Origin of the sequence: Streptomyces sp. SUK 48 (assembly GCF_009650765.1) — a bacterium.
Taxonomy (GTDB): Bacteria; Actinomycetota; Actinomycetes; order Streptomycetales; family Streptomycetaceae; genus Streptomyces.
The window spans coordinates 3,152,180-3,169,341 of record NZ_CP045740.1; the positions used below are offsets into that span (position 1 = coordinate 3,152,180).

The window sequence follows — 17,162 nt, forward strand, 5'->3', positions numbered from 1 at the left end:
CGGTGCGGCGGGGACGGCTCCCGCCCCGCCGCACCACCCGCCCCTCCCCCGCGGCCTCGCCTGACCCGTACGGGGGCCGGGCCGCGGCCGATGGCCCAACCCCCGGAACAACACGGGCCCCTCGACCGCTGTACCCGGTATGAGCGAATACCGCATCGAGCACGACTCCATGGGCGAGGTCCGGGTACCGGCGGACGCCAAGTGGCGGGCGCAGACGCAGCGGGCCGTGGAGAACTTCCCCGTGTCCGGGCAGCGGATCGAGCGGGCGCACATCGAGGCGCTCGCCCGGATCAAGGCGGCCGCGGCGAAGGTGAACGCCGAACTCGGGGTGCTGGACAAGGACGTCGCGGGGGCGATCCAGGAGGCGGCCGGGGAGGTCGCCCGGGGCGACTGGGACGAGCACTTCCCGGTCGACGTCTTCCAGACCGGTTCGGGCACCTCGTCCAACATGAACACCAACGAGGTCCTCGCGACCCTGGCGAGCGAGCGGCTCGGGCGCCCGGTGCATCCCAACGACCACGTCAACGCCTCGCAGTCGTCCAACGACGTCTTCCCCTCCTCGATCCACATCGCCGCCACCGCCGCCGTCACCCATGACCTGATCCCGGCCCTCGGCCACCTCGCCGCCGCGCTGGAGCGCAAGAGCGCCGAGTTCGCCGACGTGGTGAAGTCGGGCCGTACGCACCTGATGGACGCGACGCCGGTGACGCTGGGCCAGGAGTTCGGCGGCTACGCGGCGCAGGTCCGGTACGGCGTCGAGCGGCTGCGCGCCTCGCTGCCCCGGCTGGCCGAGCTGCCGCTGGGCGGCACCGCGGTGGGCACCGGCATCAACACTCCGCCCGGGTTCTCCGCCGCCGTCATCGAGGAGGTCGCCCGCACCACCGGCCTGCCGCTGACCGAGGCCCGCGACCACTTCGAGGCGCAGGGCGCCCGGGACGGCATCGTGGAGACCAGCGGGCAGCTGCGGACCATCGCGGTCGGCCTGACGAAGATCGCCAACGATCTGCGCTGGATGGCTTCGGGCCCGCGCACCGGGCTCGCCGAGATCCGGCTGCCCGACCTCCAGCCGGGCTCCTCGATCATGCCGGGCAAGGTCAACCCGGTGGTGCCGGAGGCCGTGCTGATGGTCGCCGCCCAGGTCGTCGGCAACGACGCGACGATCGCCACCGCGGGCGCCGCCGGCAACTTCGAGCTGAACGTGATGCTCCCGGTCATCGCCAAGAACGTCCTGGAATCGATCCGGCTGCTGGCCAACGTGACCCGGCTGCTGGCGGACCGCACCGTCGACGGCATCACCGCCGACCGCGAACGCGCCCGCGAGTACGCCGAGTCCTCGCCGTCCGTCGTCACCCCGCTGAACAAGTACATCGGCTACGAGGAGGCCGCGAAGGTCGCCAAGAAGGCGCTCGCCGAACGCAGGACGATCCGTCAGGTGGTCCTGGAGGGCGGGTACGTGGAGCGCGGCGAGCTGACCGCGGAGCAGCTCGACGAGGCGCTGGACGTGCTGCGGATGACCCGTCCGTAACCCCTGAGCGAACCTTTTCGGCCACCGCGCACGCGCACGGGGGAACCGTGACCCGCGCCGCAGCGCCCGTCCCGCCCGGCACCTAATATCTGCCCATGACGGACGACGGAACGATGCGGCAAGCGGCGGCGGGACCTGCGGCGTACTGGGCGCCGGGGACCCAGATCCTGTGGCGTTACCGGGAGAACGGCGGCGCGAAGTTCCACATCGTGCGGCCCGTCACCGTCGTACGCGACGACGCCGAGCTGCTCGCCGTCTGGCTGGCCCCCGGCACGGAGTGCGTGAAGCCGGCCCTGGCCGACGGCACCCCGGTGCACCGCGAGCCGCTGGAGTCCCGCTACACCAAGCCGCGCACGGTGCGGCGGGACCGCTGGCTCGGCACCGGCGTGCTGAAGCTCGCCCAGCCCGGCGTGCCCTGGTCGGTGTGGCTGTTCTGGGAACCGGGCTGGCGGTTCAAGAACTGGTACGTCAACCTGGAGGAACCGCTGGTCCGCTGGGCGGGCGGGGTGGATTCGGAGGACCACTTCCTGGACATCGACGTACGCCCGGACCGCAGCTGGCACTGGCGCGACGAGGACGAGTTCGCACAGGCCCAGCGGGACGGCCTGATGCCCGCCGGGACCGCCGAGCGGGTCCGCGCGGCCGGGCGGGCGGCCCTGGAGGCGATCGCGGCCTGGGGGCCGCCGTTCTCGGAAGGCTGGCCGGGATGGCGCCCGGACGAGTCCTGGGCGGTACCGTCACTCCCCGAGGACTGGGACCGTACGCCCGCGCACGTGTCCTCATGAGACTCTTGATGCGCCCCCGGGCAGGAAACGTAGGATCGTCCTCCGCAAGGGCGCTTCGGAGCGACAACTTCCGCGGCTTGCGCCGGGCTTGACCGATCGTCACCGAGGGGCGGCAAGGACGTGAACGAGGGGTATCAGGGGAGCACCGCCGGGCGCGCAGGCCACGCCGGTGGCACGGGAACTTCCCTCGGGTACACGGAAAATCCGTTCCCGGGGCACGTATTGCGGGTATCGGGACTTCTGCGGGACCGACTGCGCGCCCGGCGCGCAGCCCCGGACGGATGGATGCGACACGCGTGACGGAGCAGCCCACCTCCTTCGAGCGCCCCGAGGCGGGCGCCGACCCCGCGGACGGCCGCGGGGCCCTGACGCATGCCCCGGAACCGGTCGGCACCCCCGTCTTACCCGTGCAGGCACGGGCGGACGGGACGCCGTCGGGGTCCGGGGCGGCCACCTCGTGTGGCCAGCCCATGGACGGCAAGGGGAAGGAGCCCCCAGTCAACGGCCCGGAGCACTCCCAGCCCGCCACCGCGGACGCCGGCGCGGCCCATCGCCCGCGTCCCGCGGAGGCCATTCCGCCGCAGCCGGGCGCCGACCAGGAGCGGTCTCCGGGCGGTCCGGAGCGCCGTACCGGCCGGGGTCTGCCGCCGGGGCGGCCGATGCCGATGCGGCGTGACGGCGACCGGCTCAGGTTCGTCGGCGCGGCCACCCGCCGGATCGCCCGCGGCCTCGACCTGGACGAGATCGTGATGGGTCTGTGCCGGGCCACGGTGCCGACGTTCTCGGACGCGATCCTCGTCTATCTGCGCGACCCGCTGCCGGTCGGCGACGAACGGCCCACCGGCCCGGTCGTCCTGCGGCTGCGCCGTACCGACCGCATACCGGAGGAGCGGGACACCGACGGCGTCCTGCTGCCCGGCGCGTTCGAGCCGGAGCCCGAGCCGGTCGCGCTCGCCGAACTGTCCTCGCTGACCACCGAACTGTGCGAGGTGCGCCCCGGCGGCGCGCTGAACGAGGTGCTGCGCGGGGTGCGCCCGGTGTTCGCGGACGCGCCCGCCGCCCGTGCCGCCCTGCCCGAACTGCTCGGCGACGGCGCGGAGGCGCTCGTCCCGTCCGGGCAGCACGCGATCCTCGCGCCGCTGCGCGGCCGGCGCCGGGTGATCGGTGCCGCCCTGTTCCTGCGCCGCCCCGAGCGCCTCGCGTTCGAGACGGACGATCTGCTGGTGGCCGCCCAACTGGCCACGCACAGCGCGCTCGGCATCGACAAGGCGGTCCTCTACGGCCGCGAGGCGTACATCGCCGACGAGTTGCAGCGCACCATGCTGCCCGAGACCCTGCCCCGCCCGACCGGGGTGCGGCTCGCCTCCCGGTATCTGCCGGCCGCGGAGACCGCGCGGGTGGGCGGCGACTGGTACGACGCGATCCCGCTGCCCGGCAGCCGGGTGGCGCTGGTGGTCGGCGACGTCATGGGCCACTCCATGACCTCGGCGGCGATCATGGGCCAGCTGCGCACCACCGCGCAGACGCTGGCCGGGCTCGATCTGCCGCCGCAGGAGGTGCTGCACCACCTGGACGAGCAGGCGCAGCGGCTCGGCACCGACCGCATGGCGACCTGTCTGTACGCCGTCTACGACCCGGTCACGCATCGCATCACCATCGCCAACGCCGGTCATCCGCCGCCCGTGCTGCTGCACCTGGGCGGGCGGGCCGAGGTGCTGCGGGTGCCGCCGGGCGCGCCGATCGGCGTCGGCGGGGTGGACTTCGAGGCGGTCGAGCTGGACGCGCCGGCCGGGGCCACGCTGCTGCTGTACACCGACGGCCTGGTGGAGTCCCGGCTGCGGGACGTGTGGACGGGCATAGAGCAGCTGCGCGAGCGGCTCGCCGCCACCGCGCAGCTGACGGGTCCGGACCATCCGCCGCCGCTGGAGGCCCTGTGCGACGAGGTCCTCGACATGCTCGGGCCCGGCGACCGGGACGACGACATCGCGCTGCTCGCGGCCCGCTTCGACGGGATCGCGCCGAGCGATGTGGCGTACTGGACGCTGGAGCCGGAGGACTCGGCCCCGGGGCAGGCCCGCCGGCTGGCCCGGCGCGCGCTCGCCCGCTGGGACATGGAGGACCTCACCGACTCGGTGGAGCTGCTGGTCAGCGAGGTCGTGACGAACGCCGTACGGTACGCGTCGCGGCCGGTGACGCTGCGGCTGCTGCGCACCCATGTGCTGCGCTGCGAGGTCGGCGACGACGTGCCGCAGCTGCCGCGGCTGCGGCAGGCGCGGGCCACCGACGAGGGCGGCCGGGGCCTGTACCTGGTCAACAAGCTGGCCCGGCGGTGGGGCGCGACGCGGCTGAGCACCGGCAAGGTGGTGTGGTTCGAGCTGCACCGCGGCTGACGCGGCACGCATGAGGGAGGGCGCCCGGTGAAGTACCGGGCGCCCTCCCTCAGGTCCGTCTACGGCTGTTGCTGGCGCTGCTGGTGTCCCAGCTGCTCCCGCTCTCCCCCGAGCTGGTCGAGCGGGTCGTCCGGGGAGGGGTCGCCGGTCGGCGCCCCGGTGGTCGGCGGCCCGGTCGGGGACTGCGTCGGCGACTTGGTCGGGGTCTGCGTCGGCGACTGGGTGGGCGACTGGGTCGGGGTGTGGGACGAGGACGGCGTACCCGACGGCGACTGCGAGGGCGACTGCGTCGGGGTGTGGCTGGTGCTGAGCGTCGGCGTCGGGGTCTCGACGGCGGCGCCCTGGGAGGTGTCCAGGTCGAACTTGCCGACGCTGTCCATCGCGTTGAAGGTGTAGGCGGCCCAGATCTGTGCGGGGTAGGTGCCGCCGTTGACCCGGCCGGTGCCCGGGAGCAGGCCGGTGGCGCCCGTCAGGGGAACCTGCGCGTGGGTCTTGGCGCTCTCGCCGAACAGGCCGACCGAGGTGACCAGGCCGGGCGTGTAGCCGGTGAACCAGGCCGACTTGTTGTTGTCGGACGTGCCCGTCTTGCCGGCCACCTGCTGCCCGTCCCGCGCGGGATTGGCCGCCACCGACACCCTGGCCGTACCGTCGTCGACCACGCCGGTGAGCACGGAGGTGACCGTGTCGGCCGCCGTCCTGCTGATCACCTGGTCGCCGACCGGGTTCGGGAGCGTGACGTCGCGGTCCTTGTGCTCGACCGACTTGATGATCGCCGGGGTGACCTTCTTGCCGTGGTTGTCGAGGGTCGCGTAGATGCCGGCCATCTCCAGCGGGCTCGCGCCCATGGAGCCCAGCGTCTGGGCGGGCACCGCCTGCATGCCGGTGGTGTCCATGCCGAGCTGCTTGGCGGTGCTCATCACCTTGTCCATGCCCACGTCGACGCCCATCTGCGCGAAGACGGAGTTGACGGAGTCGTCCATGGCCTTCTGGACGGTGATGTTCCCGTAGTCGGCGTGGTCCTCGTTGGGCGGGTCGAAGCCGACCTTGGCGCCGTGGTCGACCACCTGGCGGCCGCTGGTGCCGTCGTACACCGTGTCGGCGTTGATCGGCTTGCCGTCCTGGGTGACGGAGCCCTGCTGGAGCGCCGCGGCGAGGATCACCGGCTTGAAGGTGGAGGCGGGCTGGTAGTCGGTGCGGGTGGCGTTGTTGCGGAAGTGCTTGAAGTAGTCCGCGCCGCCGTACATCGCGAGGACCTTGCCGGTCTTCGGGTCCACGGACACGGCACCGGGCTGGACGTCGCCGTCGACGGAGCGCCTCTTCGCGTCCAGCTTGCTGGTCAGCTGCTCCTTGACGGCCTGTTCCAGCTGGTGCTGCTTGCCCTTGTCGATGTTGAGGGTGATGGTCCAGCCGCCCTTTTTCACCAGCGCCTCGGCGTCGCCGATCGTGGCGGCGCTGCCCTGGGCGACCAGCTGCCGCTCCAGGGAGGCGTTGGCCGCGTCCACCAGGTAGCCGGTCTGGCCCTTCATGCCGGGCGCCGCCTTGGGCGCCTTCGGCTTCTCGAACTTCATGGCCTGGCGCTTGCCGGCGTCCAGCCAGTGCTGCTTGACCATGTTGTCCAGGACGTAGTTCCAGCGCGCCTGGGCCAGCCGCTTGCCGGTGGGAGACGCCAGCGCCCAGTCGTACTCGTTGGGCGCCTGGAGCAGGGCCGCGAGGTAGGCGCCCTCCTCGACCGTGAGGTTCTTGGCGTCCTTGTGGTAGTACGCCTGCGACGCGGCCTGGATGCCGTAGGCGCCGCGGCCGTAGTAGCTGGTGTTGATGTAGCCCGCGAGGATGTAGTCCTTGGACTTCTGCCGGTCCAGCTTCAGCGAGATGACCAGTTCCTTCAGCTTGCGCGAGACGGTCTGGTTCTGGTCGAGGTAGTAGTTCTTGACGTACTGCTGGGTGATCGTCGAACCGCCCTGCGTACCGCGCCCCATGACGGTGTTGAGCACACCGCGGGCGGTACCCCGCAGGTCGACGCCGGAGTCGTGGTAGAAGCTCTTGTTCTCGGCGGCGACAAAGGTGAGCTGGACGTTCTTGGGGACCTGGTCGAGGTCGACGCTCTCCCGGTTGAGCTGCCCGGTGCGGGCGAGCATCGTGCCGTCGCCGTACTTGTAGATGTTGCTCTGGAGCTGGGCGTCGGCGTTGCCCGCCGGTATGTCCACCAGCATGTACGCGGCCGCGAAGCCGCCTATGCACAGCAGGCACAGTCCGAAGATCGTGCCGAGGATCTTCTTCCAGGTGAACAGCCGGCGCAGAAAGCTCTTGCGGGGTTTGCCCCCGGGCGCGCGACCCACCGATCCGTTTCCGGACTCGGGTGTCGAGCGGCGGCTCGGGGGCGCCGCGCGGTGTCCGCCGCGCTGTCGCGCTCGTCTCTCTTCCGCTCGTCCCATGGGTCCTTCGCTCCGCTTCCGTCTTCGGTGGTCAGCTCCGAAAGCTAACACTCGCCTCTATGACAAAGGGCAACCGATCCGCTCTTTTGCGGACGTGAGAATCAGCACCCCGCCCCAAAGGAACCGACGGTTACCAGGGGTTTGAGGTTGCTCCGCGTCCCGAAGTCGCCGACCTGCTCCCCGTGCGTATACACATTGCGTATACACGGTGTGTAGAGTGCAGGGCATGTCCATCGGTCACACCCTCCTAGGACTCCTGGAGTCCGGCCCGCGCCACGGCTACGACCTCAAGCGGGCCTTCGACGAGAAGTTCGGTCAGGACCGGCCCCTGCACTACGGCCAGGTCTACTCGACGATGTCCCGGCTGCTGAAGCACGGCCTCGTGGAGGTCGACGGCGTCGAGTCCGGCGGCGGCCCCGAGCGCAAGCGGTACGCCATCACCGAGGCCGGCGTCACCGACGTGCAGCGCTGGCTCGCCACCCCGGAGAAGCCGGAGGAGTACCTCCAGTCGACCCTGTACACCAAGGTCGTCCTCGCGCTCCTCACCCACCGCGACGCCGTCGGCATCCTCGACATCCAGCGCTCCGAGCACCTGCGCAGCATGCGCATCCTGACCGACCGCAAGCGCAAGGGCGACCTCGCCGACCAGCTGATCTGCGACCACGCCCTGTTCCATCTGGAAGCCGATCTGCGCTGGCTGGAACTGACCACCGCCCGTCTGGACAAGCTGCGCGCGGAGGTCGCCGCATGACTCCTCCCCCCGGTTCCCTGCTCACCGCCCGGGACCTGCGCAAGGCGTACGGCCCGACGCTGGCGCTGGACGGCGCCGAGTTCTCCATCCACCCCGGCGAGGTCGTCGCGATCATGGGCCCCTCGGGCTCCGGCAAGTCGACACTGCTGCACTGCCTGGCCGGCATCGTGCCGCCCGACTCCGGGTCGATCATGTACGACGGCCGGGAGCTGTCCGGCATGAGCGACGCTGAGCGCAGCGCGCTGCGGCGCAGCGAGTTCGGCTTCGTCTTCCAGTTCGGCCAGCTGGTCCCCGAGCTGACCTGTACGGAGAACGTGGCCCTGCCCCTGCGGCTCAACGGCACCCCCCGCAAGAAGGCCGAGCGCGCCGCGCTGACCTGGCTGGAGCGGCTGGAGGTGGACGACCTGGGCGGCAAGCGGCCCAGCGAGGTCTCCGGCGGCCAGGGCCAGCGGGTCGCGGTGGCGCGGGCGCTGGTCACCGCGCCCCGGATGGTGTTCGCGGACGAGCCGACCGGCGCGCTCGACTCCCTCAACGGCGAACGCGTGATGGAGCTGCTCACCGACGCGGCCCGCTCCACCAACGCGGCCGTCGTGCTGGTCACGCACGAGGCCCGGGTCGCCGCCTACTCCGACCGGGAGATCGTCGTACGCGACGGCAAGTCCCGGGACATGGAGCGCGCCGTATGAGCACCCGCCAGTGGGGCAGAGACCTCGGCCTGGGCTTCCGGTTCGCCTTCACCGGGGGGCGCGAGGGCTGGATCCGGGTGCTGCTGACGGCGGTCGGGGTCGGCCTCGGCGTGGCGCTGCTGCTGCTCACCACCGCGATGCCGAACGCGCTCTCGGTCCGGCACGACCGGGACAACGCCCGCGCGGACCACACCTACGGGCCGGTACGGCCGAAGGCCGCGAACACTTTGGTGATCTCGGACACCGACACCGAGTTCCACGGCCACGACGTGCGCGGCCGGCTGGTGGAGCCGGAGGGCCCCAAGGCGCCCGTCCCGCCGGGCCTGACCGCGTACCCGGCGCCCGGCGACATGGTCGTCTCGCCCGCCCTGAAGGAGCTGCTCGGCTCCCCCGGGGGCCGGTTGCTGCGGGCGCGGCTGCCGTACCGGATCACCGGCACGATCACCGAGGACGGGCTGGTGGGCTCGCGGGAACTCGCCTACTACGCCGGGGCGAAGAACCTGGCCCCGAAGATGGACGGCTCCCGGACCGCCCGGATCAACATGTACGGGGCGACGGAGGCGACCCCGCCGTCCCACATGGACCCGATCCTGATCCTGCTGGTGCTCGTGGTCTTCGTGGTGCTGCTGATGCCGGTGGCGGTGTTCATCGCCACCGCCGTGCGGTTCGGCGGCGAACGGCGCGACCGCCGACTGGCCGCACTGCGCCTGGTGGGCTCCGACAGCCGGATGACCCGCCGGATCGCGGCCGGTGAGGCGCTGGCCGGATCGCTGGTCGGACTGGTCCTCGGCACCGTTTTCTTCCTGCTGGGCCGGCAGTTCGCGGGCTCGGTGGAGGTCTTGGGCGTCAGCGCCTTCCCCGACTACCTCGATCCCTCGCCCGCGCTGGCCGCGCTGGTCGCCCTCGCCGTGCCCGCGGCGGCGGTGCTGGTCACGCTGCTGGCGCTGCGCGGGGTGGTCATCGAGCCGCTGGGCGTGGTGCGTACGGCCAGGCCGCCGCGCCGCCGGCTGTGGTGGCGGCTGCTGCTGCCGCTGGGCGGCGTCGCGATGCTCGCCCCGATGATCGGCCAGGGCGGTTCGAACGGCCAGTTCAACCAGTACCTGGTGACCTGCGGCGTGCTGCTGCTGCTGGTCGGCGTCACCGCGCTGCTGCCCTGGGTCGTGGAGGCGATGGTGGCCCGGCTGCACCACGGCCCGGTGGCCTGGCAACTCGCGGTACGAAGGCTCCAGTTGAGCAGCGGTTCGGCGGCCCGCATGGTGAACGGCATCGCCGTCGCGGTGGCCGGCGCGGTCGCGCTCCAGATGCTGTTCGCGGGGGTCCAGGGCGACTACACCAAGGCGACCGGCCAGGACGTGACCCGGGCGCAGATGCAGATCAACCTGTCGGACGGCACCCCGTTCCGTACGGCCGCGGACCGGTTCAACACGACCAAGGGGGTGCGCAAGGCGGTCTCGCTCGGCAGCACCAGCCTGGGCGAGAAGGACTGGAAGAGCGGGCCCGGGGACACGACCACGCTGATCTCCGGCACCTGTGCCTCGCTGCGGGAGACGGCCCAGCTGCCGTCCTGCCACGACGGGGACGCCTTCCTGGCGACCGGCGGGGACGACGACACCGCGGTCGAGAAGCTCGCGCGGCCGGGCCGGGTGCTCCATCTCGACGCGGACCACGGCGCGGGCCAGGGCCGGGACGTGCGCTGGACCGTGCCGGCGGGCCTGAAGCCGGCTCGCGCGATCACCAGCCCCAACGGCACCAAGAACAGCGCCATCCTGCTGACCCCGGCGGCGGTGCCCGGCCAGGTGGGCCGGCTGCTGGACGGCGCGGTGTACGTCATGCTCGACAAGAACGTGCCGGACGTGTCCGAGTACATCCGCAACACGGCGGCCAAGGTCGATCCGTTCGCCGATGTCATGGTGTGGTCGTCCACCGAGCAGTCCAGGAACTTCACCTCCATCCGCACCGGTCTGTACGTCGGAGCCCTGTGCGTGCTGGCGCTGATCGGCGCGAGCCTGCTGGTGACCCAGCTGGAGCAGCTGCGCGAGCGGCGCAAGCTGCTGTCCTCGCTGATGGCCTTCGGCACCCGGCGGCGCACCCTGAGCCTGTCGGTGTTCTGGCAGACCGCGATCCCGGTCGCGCTCGGCCTGCTGCTGGCCACGGCCGTCGGGCTGACGCTGGGCTCGGTGCTGCTGAAGATGGTGGGCTCGCCGCTGCGCGTGGACTGGCGGAGCGTGCTGTCGATGACCGGCGCCGGCGCGGCGGTGGTCCTCGTGGTCACCACGCTGAGCCTGCCGCCGCTGCTGCGGCTGATGCGCCCGGAGGGGCTGCGGACCGAGTAGGTCCCCGAGTCCCTTACGGCGAAGGGCCCCTCCCGGATGCGGGAGGGGCCCTTCGCGTACGGCGTCAACCGCCGTCGAACATGCGTACCGGCAGCATCCGCATCGCCTCCCGCAGCGCCCCCGCCAGTTCCTCGTACTCGGCACCGCGTGCCGCGCCCGCGCGCATCGCGAGGGCGACCCGGCGGCTCGGGGCCGGGTCGGCGAAGTAGCCGGTGAGCAACTGGCTGCTGCGGGTGGTCTCCAGCTTGAGCGCGGTGCGCGGCAGCAGGGTGCAGCCGAGGCCGCCCGCGACCAGCTGGACCAGCGTGGACAGCCCGGCGGCCGTCGTCGTCACCGGGGCGTCCGCGCGGCCCGCCTCCCGGCAGATGTCGAGGGCCTGGTCGCGCAGGCAGTGACCCTCGTCCAGCAGCAGCAGGTTCAGCTCCTTCAGCGCCTCGCGCGGGATGCCCTCGCGGCCGCCGAGCCAGTGGTCGAGCGGGGTGACCAGCACGAAGTCCTCGTCGAACAGCGGGAGTTCGGCGATGCCGGGGACGCCCAGCGGGACGGCGAGCAGCAGCAGGTCGAGGCGCCCGGTGGCCAGGCCGTCGATCAGGCTGGAGGTCTGCTCCTCGTGCACCTGGAGGTCGAGGTCCGGGTAGCGCTCATGGACGAGCCGCAGCACGGTCGGCAGAAGATATGGCGCCACGGTGGGGATCACCCCGAGGCGCAGCGCCCCGGTGAAGGGGGCGCGGACCGCCTCCGCCTCCTCCAGCAGCGCGCCGACCGCCTCCAGCACCGCCTTCGCCCGCACCGCCAGCCGCTCCCCCGCGGGCGAGAGCAGTACCTTGCGCGTCGTACGCTCGAGGAGGGTCACTCCGAGTGTCTCCTCCAGCGCCGAGACCGCGCCGGACAGCGCGGGCTGGCTCATGCCGATGGCCGCCGCCGCGTCCCTAAAGTGCAGATGCTCGGCCACGGCGGCGAAGGCGCGCAGCTGCGCGAGGCTCGGCTGCCTCCGCTTGCCGTTACTGATGGTCACTGATAGATACCTCCGATCAACACGACCGAGTGTAGCTATTTCCCTAATCAATGCACCCTGTGCCAACATCGTCAGAGTCCAACCCATGGGAATCATCCTCAAAAGGGGTGATTCTTCGCTGCTAGGAGAGTTTGTGCTCACTGTCGGTGACAAGTTCCCCGAGTTCGACCTGACCGCTTGCGTCTCGCTGGAGAAGGGCAAGGAGTTCGACCAGCTCAACCACAAGTCCTACGAGGGCAAGTGGCTGGTCGTCTTCGCCTGGCCGAAGGACTTCACCTTCGTCTGCCCGACCGAGATCGCCGCGTTCGGCAAGCTGAACGACGAGTTCGCCGACCGCGACGCCCAGATCCTCGGCTTCTCCGGTGACTCCGAGTTCGTGCACCACGCCTGGCGCAAGGACCACCCGGACCTGACCGACCTGCCTTTCCCGATGCTGGCCGACTCCAAGCACGAGCTCATGCGTGACCTGGGCATCGAGGGCGAGGACGGCTTCGCGCAGCGCGCCGTGTTCATCGTGGACCCGAACCACGAGATCCAGTTCACGATGGTGACCGCCGGTTCCGTGGGCCGTAACCCCAAGGAGGTCCTGCGGGTCCTCGACGCCCTGCAGACCGACGAGCTGTGCCCGTGCAACTGGAGCAAGGGCGACGAGACCCTGGACCCGGTCGCGCTGCTGGCTGGTGAGTGACCCATGTCGCTCGACTCGCTGAAGTCCCGGGTCCCGGACTACGCCAAGGACCTCAAGCTCAACCTGGGCTCGGTCATCGGCAACTCCGACCTTCCGGCCCAGCAGCTGTGGGGCACGGTGCTCGCGACCGCGATCGCCTCCCGCTCCCCGATCGTGCTGCGTGAGCTGGAGCCGGAGGCGAAGGCGAACCTCTCGCCGGAGGCGTACACCGCGGCCAAGTCCGCGGCCGCCATCATGGCGATGAACAACGTCTTCTACCGCACCCGGCACCTGCTGTCCGACCACGAGTACGGCACCCTGCGCGCCGGTCTGCGGATGAACGTCATCGGCAACCCGGGCGTGGACAAGGTCGACTTCGAGCTGTGGTCGTTCGCGGTCTCCGCGATCAACGGCTGCGGTCTGTGCCTGGACTCGCACGAGCAGGTGCTGCGCAAGGCCGGCCTGGAGCGCGACACCATCCAGGAAGCCTTCAAGATCGCTGCCGTCGTGCAGGCGGTCGGCGCCACCCTGGAGGCCGAGGCCGTGCTGGCCGAGTAAGGCCGGCGCCGCGTCCGCGGAAGACCCCGCTCACCCCTGGTGGGCGGGGTCTTCCGCGTTCACCGGCGCGGTCTCCTCCAGCGCCGGGGCAGCCGTCTCCTCCAGGGCCGCGGCGGCGGCCGGCTGGTGCAACTCCGCGGAGTACTGCCGCAGATAGCCCACCACCGTGTTCGTCACCGCCACCAGCGGTACGGCGACCACCGCGCCGCCGATGCCGGCCACCATGCCGCCGGCCGCCACGGTCAGCACCACCGCGAGGGGATGCACCCGCACCGCCCGGCCCAGGATGAAGGGCTGGAGCACATGCCCTTCGATCTGCTGCACGGCGAGCACCACGACCAGGGTCATCACCGCGGTGAAGACGCCCTGGGTCACCAGGGCCACGATCACCGCGAGCGCGCCGGAGGCCACCGCGCCGACCAGCGGGATGAAGGAGAACAGGAAGATGAAGACGGCCAGCGGGACCGCCATCGGCACATCGAGGAAGTAGATGCCGATGCCGATGAAGGTGGCGTCGATCAGGGCGACGAGCACGGTGCCGCGGACGTACGCGGTCAGGGTGCGCCAGGCGCGCGGACCGGCGCCGGCCACGCCCTCCCGGGCGGCGGACGGCACCAGCTTCAGGAACCAGTTCCAGATGCGCCTGCCGTCGTAGAGCAGGAAGAGCGTGGAGAAGAACACCAGCAGGATGCTGGTCAGCGCCTCCACGATGACCTGGACACCCTCCAGGCCCGCCGACGTGATCTGGTCGGCGTTGGCGCCGATGGCCTCGCGCAGGTTCTTGGCGATCTGGTTGATCTGCTTGTCGGTGACGTGGAAGGGGCTCCTCAGGAGCCAGTTGCGCAGATCATCGATGCCGGACTGTATCTGGTTGGAGAGCGTGTCGATGTTCTCCATGACCTGCCAGGTCACGAACCAGCCCATCAGGCCGATCACCACGAAGCCGCTGATCGCGGTGAGCGCCGTGGCCAGGCCGCGCGGCACGCCGCGGCGGGTGAGCCGGGCGACCGTCGGCTGGAGCAGCGCGGTGATCAGCAGGGCGATGACGAAGGCGAACACCACCAGCTGGATGGCGCTGATGACCCGCATCAGCACCCAGACGGTGCCCGCGAGGACGAGCAGCCGCCAGCCGGCCTCGGCGGCGACCCGCACCCCCCAGGGCACGGCCTGGGCGGGGTCGGGGCGCGGGACGGGCGGGGCGCCGGGGGCACGGCGGGCGTGCGGCACCGCGTCGGCGACGGCCTCGGGCGCGGCATCGGCCCTGGCCGCCTCCGAGCGCGCCGTCTCGGACGCGGGCGCGGTGTCCTCGTCGGCCACCTCGGCCTGGCGGGCGTCCAGGCGCCTGCTCATCTCGGTGAGACTCGCACCCATCTTGCCGAGCCACCCTGGCACTCGCGACATGTTCCGTCCTCTTCCCCCGCGTGGAGTCGTGCGGTTACGACCGTACCGTGCGAAAGCCCCTTCCCCGAGAACGGGAAGGGGCTGCGCGGGGTTGAGCGTGGCGTGGCCGGGAACTCAGTAGTTACCGTTGGCCTGCCAGTAGGTCCAGGCGTCACAGGGGCTGCCGTAACGCTGGTTCATGTAGTTGAGGCCCCACTTGATCTGCGTGGCCGGATTGGTCTGCCAGTCGGCACCCGCGGAGGCCATCTTGCCGCCGGGCAGGGCCTGGACGAGGCCGTAGGCGCCCGAGGAGGCGTTGACCGCGCGGTAGTTCCAGGTGGACTCGTGGTCCACGATGTTGCTGAAGCACTGGTACTGGCCGGACGGCACGATCTGGCGCGCCATCGCCTGGATCTGGGCGACCGAGTACGAGGTCTGCACGGGGAAGCTGGCATTGGCGTCGCCACGGCTGGCGGCGGCCTTGGTCTCCGCGCGCTGCTTGGCGTCCTTGGCCGCCTTCTCGGCGGCCGCCTTCTTCGCGATCGCGGTCTCGGCGGCGGCCTTGCGGGCTGCTGCCTCGGCGTCCTTCTTGGCGCTCGCGTCCGCGGCGATGGCCTGGGAATCGGCCTGCTGCGTCAGGGTCGCGGACTGGACCTGGGCCTGCTGACCCGTCGGTATGTCCGCGAGGAGCGTGGTGTCGGCTGCTGCCGTAGGCTCGGCGTCGTTGTTCTGCGCGACGCTGCCCGAGGCAACTCCGACGACGCTTCCGACGGCGGTGACCGCGGTGGCCGAGGCCACTGCGAATCCCCGGACCGAAATCCGGCTCACTCGGTTTCCTTCCAGCATCGCCCGCTTCGGTGACCCTGGCGGACGCAATCGTGCCCCTGGCACTGGCCTCCGAACTGCGGGGTCACGGGAGGCGCGGGCCCGGTGGGCAACTCCCCTGCGGGAAGCGCCGCGTGGTGCGCGGGCGGCATACGACGAACGCTATGGAGTTGGTGCTTTTCCTGATGTTCCACACCGCTGGGGGTGCAGCTGTGTCGTATGCGGGGCCTGACAGGACTGAGACTCTGCCGTAACCGGACGCCGGGAGGCAATTCCGAGTTGAGTGTGAAAGCTCACATCCCGTTTGGCCCAAGGGATTTCCGGAATCACCCACACATGAAGGCGCCGCCCGGCTAGGCTCTGATGCCTTTTGCCGGACGGCGCCAACTGGGCTGGATCGGCTCAGATATGGCCGTCTTCGAGCATTTCGGTCACAAGGGCGGCGATCTGGGACCTCTCGGACCGGGTCAGGGTGACATGCGCGAACAGCGGATGCCCCTTCAGCTTCTCCACCACGGCGACCACGCCGTCGTACCGCCCGACCCGCAGATTGTCCCGCTGCGCCACGTCATGGGTCAGGACCACCCGGGAGTTGGCGCCGATCCGGGACAGCACCGTCAGCAGCACATTGCGCTCCAGCGACTGCGCCTCGTCCACGATGACGAACGCGTCGTGCAGCGAGCGGCCGCGGATGTGGGTGAGCGGCAGGACCTCCAGCATGCCGCGCGCGGTGACCTCCTCGATGACCTCCCGGCTGGTGACCGCCGACAGCGTGTCGAACACGGCCTGCGCCCAGGGGCTCATCTTCTCCGCCTCGGAGCCCGGCAGATAGCCCAACTCCTGCCCGCCGACCGCGTACAGCGGCCGGAACACCATGACCTTCTGGTGCTGGCGGCGCTCCAGGACCGCCTCCAGGCCCGCGCACAGCGCCAGCGCGGACTTGCCGGTGCCGGCCCGGCCGCCCATCGAGACGATCCCGACGTCCGGGTCGAGCAGCAGATCGAGGGCGATGCGCTGCTCGGCGCTGCGGCCCTTGATGCCGAACGCCTCCCGGTCGCCGCGCACCAGGCGGACATTGCCCTCCGCGGTGACCCGGCCGAGCGCCTTGCCGCGCTCCGACTGGATGGTCAGACCGGTGTGCACCGGGAGTTCGGACGCCTCGGGCACATAGAGGTGCCCGGCCTCGAAGAGGACGTCCACCTGCTCGCCGGGGAGCGTCAGTTCGGTCATCCCGGTCCATCCGGAGTTCTCCGTGATGGCCAGTTCCGCCCGGTACTCCTCGGCGAGGAGTCCGACGGACGACGCCTTGATGCGCAGCGGCAGGTCCTTCGACACGACCGTGACGTCGAAACCCTCGGCCTGGAGGTTGCGGGCGACCGCCAGGATGCGGGAGTCGTTGTCCCCCAGGCGGTAGCCGCTGGGCAGCACGCTGGGGTCCGAGTGGTTGAGCTCGACACGCATGGTCCCGCCCAGGTCCCCGATCGGGATGGGGGAGTCGAGGCGGCCGTACCGCACCCGGTAGTCGTCCAGCAGGCGCAGGGCCTGCCGGGCGAAGTACCCGAGTTCGGGATGGTGCCGCTTGGCCTCCAGCTCCGTGACCACCACGATGGGGAGCACGACCTCGTGCTCCTCGAAGCGGGTCAGGGCGTTGGGGTCGGCCAGCAGGACGCTGGTGTCGAGAACATAGGTGCGCCGGTCGGGCTGGTGGCGCTTTGTGCTGGTCACCACGGAAGGACGTACCCCCTCGGATGAGGTCGGGGAGCGACGAGGTGGAAGCCGGGCCGGGAGGGCGGGACGGACCGGGCCGGCCGGCGG

At 71.2% G+C, this 17,162-nt stretch carries 13 protein-coding genes; 8 read left to right on the top strand and 5 right to left on the bottom strand.

Annotated features, from left to right (window positions below; all coding sequences use genetic code 11):
- The first annotated feature begins 139 nt into the window (after positions 1–139).
- The 3 genes from GHR20_RS13330 (at position 140) to GHR20_RS13340 (ending at position 4,700) form a co-directional block, all read left to right on the top strand.
- A complete protein-coding gene (locus GHR20_RS13330; protein ID WP_153813280.1) occupies positions 140–1,525 on the top strand; it encodes a class II fumarate hydratase in 1,386 nt (461 codons plus the stop codon).
- 95 nt (positions 1,526–1,620) lie between these two features.
- Positions 1,621–2,310 carry a DUF402 domain-containing protein gene (locus GHR20_RS13335; RefSeq protein ID WP_187279430.1) on the top strand — a complete coding sequence of 230 codons (690 nt, stop codon included), beginning with the start codon at positions 1,621–1,623 and terminating at the stop codon, positions 2,308–2,310.
- 296 nt (positions 2,311–2,606) lie between these two features.
- The gene (locus GHR20_RS13340) at positions 2,607–4,700 is read left to right on the top strand and encodes an ATP-binding SpoIIE family protein phosphatase (protein WP_148027881.1); all 2,094 of its coding nucleotides are present in this window, start codon (positions 2,607–2,609) and stop codon (positions 4,698–4,700) included.
- Positions 4,701–4,759: 59 nt separating this feature from the next.
- On the opposite strand, the gene GHR20_RS13345 is transcribed toward GHR20_RS13340, so the two are convergent.
- Complete coding sequence (locus tag GHR20_RS13345; protein WP_153813281.1) at positions 4,760–7,132, bottom strand: transglycosylase domain-containing protein; 2,373 nt, start codon at positions 7,130–7,132, stop codon at positions 4,760–4,762.
- 226 nt (positions 7,133–7,358) lie between these two features.
- On the opposite strand from GHR20_RS13345, the gene GHR20_RS13350 reads away from it, so the two are divergent.
- The 3 genes from GHR20_RS13350 to GHR20_RS13360 are packed head-to-tail and all read left to right on the top strand — an operon-like array spanning position 7,359 to position 10,902.
- Positions 7,359–7,883, top strand: a complete 525-nt coding sequence (locus tag GHR20_RS13350) for a PadR family transcriptional regulator (protein WP_111586789.1) — start codon at positions 7,359–7,361, stop codon at positions 7,881–7,883.
- Entirely contained in the window at positions 7,880–8,569 is a 690-nt protein-coding gene (locus GHR20_RS13355; protein ID WP_111586790.1) for an ABC transporter ATP-binding protein, read from the top strand. Before GHR20_RS13350 ends, GHR20_RS13355 begins: the two co-directional genes overlap by 4 nt.
- Positions 8,566–10,902: an ABC transporter permease gene (locus GHR20_RS13360; RefSeq protein WP_153813282.1), complete on the top strand. Its 2,337-nt coding sequence runs from the start codon at positions 8,566–8,568 to the stop codon at positions 10,900–10,902. The genes GHR20_RS13355 and GHR20_RS13360 overlap by 4 nt, the downstream gene beginning before the upstream one ends.
- Before the next feature lie 64 nt (positions 10,903–10,966).
- Here the strand turns inward: GHR20_RS13360 and GHR20_RS13365 are convergent, their stop codons facing one another.
- A complete protein-coding gene (locus GHR20_RS13365; protein ID WP_153813283.1) occupies positions 10,967–11,917 on the bottom strand; it encodes a LysR substrate-binding domain-containing protein in 951 nt (316 codons plus the stop codon).
- Between the two features lie 133 nt (positions 11,918–12,050).
- Between GHR20_RS13365 and GHR20_RS13370 the strand changes: the two genes are divergently transcribed.
- A complete protein-coding gene (locus GHR20_RS13370; protein WP_148027885.1) occupies positions 12,051–12,605 on the top strand; it encodes a peroxiredoxin in 555 nt (184 codons plus the stop codon).
- 3 nt (positions 12,606–12,608) lie between these two features.
- Positions 12,609–13,142 (top strand): alkyl hydroperoxide reductase, encoded by a 534-nt coding sequence (locus tag GHR20_RS13375; protein WP_111586794.1) that lies wholly within the window; start codon positions 12,609–12,611, stop codon positions 13,140–13,142.
- 30 nt (positions 13,143–13,172) lie between these two features.
- Here the strand turns inward: GHR20_RS13375 and GHR20_RS13380 are convergent, their stop codons facing one another.
- The 3 genes from GHR20_RS13380 to GHR20_RS13390 form a co-directional block, all read right to left on the bottom strand.
- Positions 13,173–14,543: an AI-2E family transporter gene (locus GHR20_RS13380; protein WP_153813284.1), complete on the bottom strand. Its 1,371-nt coding sequence runs from the start codon at positions 14,541–14,543 to the stop codon at positions 13,173–13,175.
- Between the two features lie 114 nt (positions 14,544–14,657).
- Positions 14,658–15,350 carry a transglycosylase SLT domain-containing protein gene (locus GHR20_RS13385; RefSeq protein ID WP_181516681.1) on the bottom strand — a complete coding sequence of 231 codons (693 nt, stop codon included), beginning with the start codon at positions 15,348–15,350 and terminating at the stop codon, positions 14,658–14,660.
- Positions 15,351–15,749: 399 nt separating this feature from the next.
- The gene (locus GHR20_RS13390; protein WP_111586797.1) at positions 15,750–17,075 is read right to left on the bottom strand and encodes a PhoH family protein; all 1,326 of its coding nucleotides are present in this window, start codon (positions 17,073–17,075) and stop codon (positions 15,750–15,752) included.
- Between the last annotated feature and the right edge of the window lie 87 nt (positions 17,076–17,162).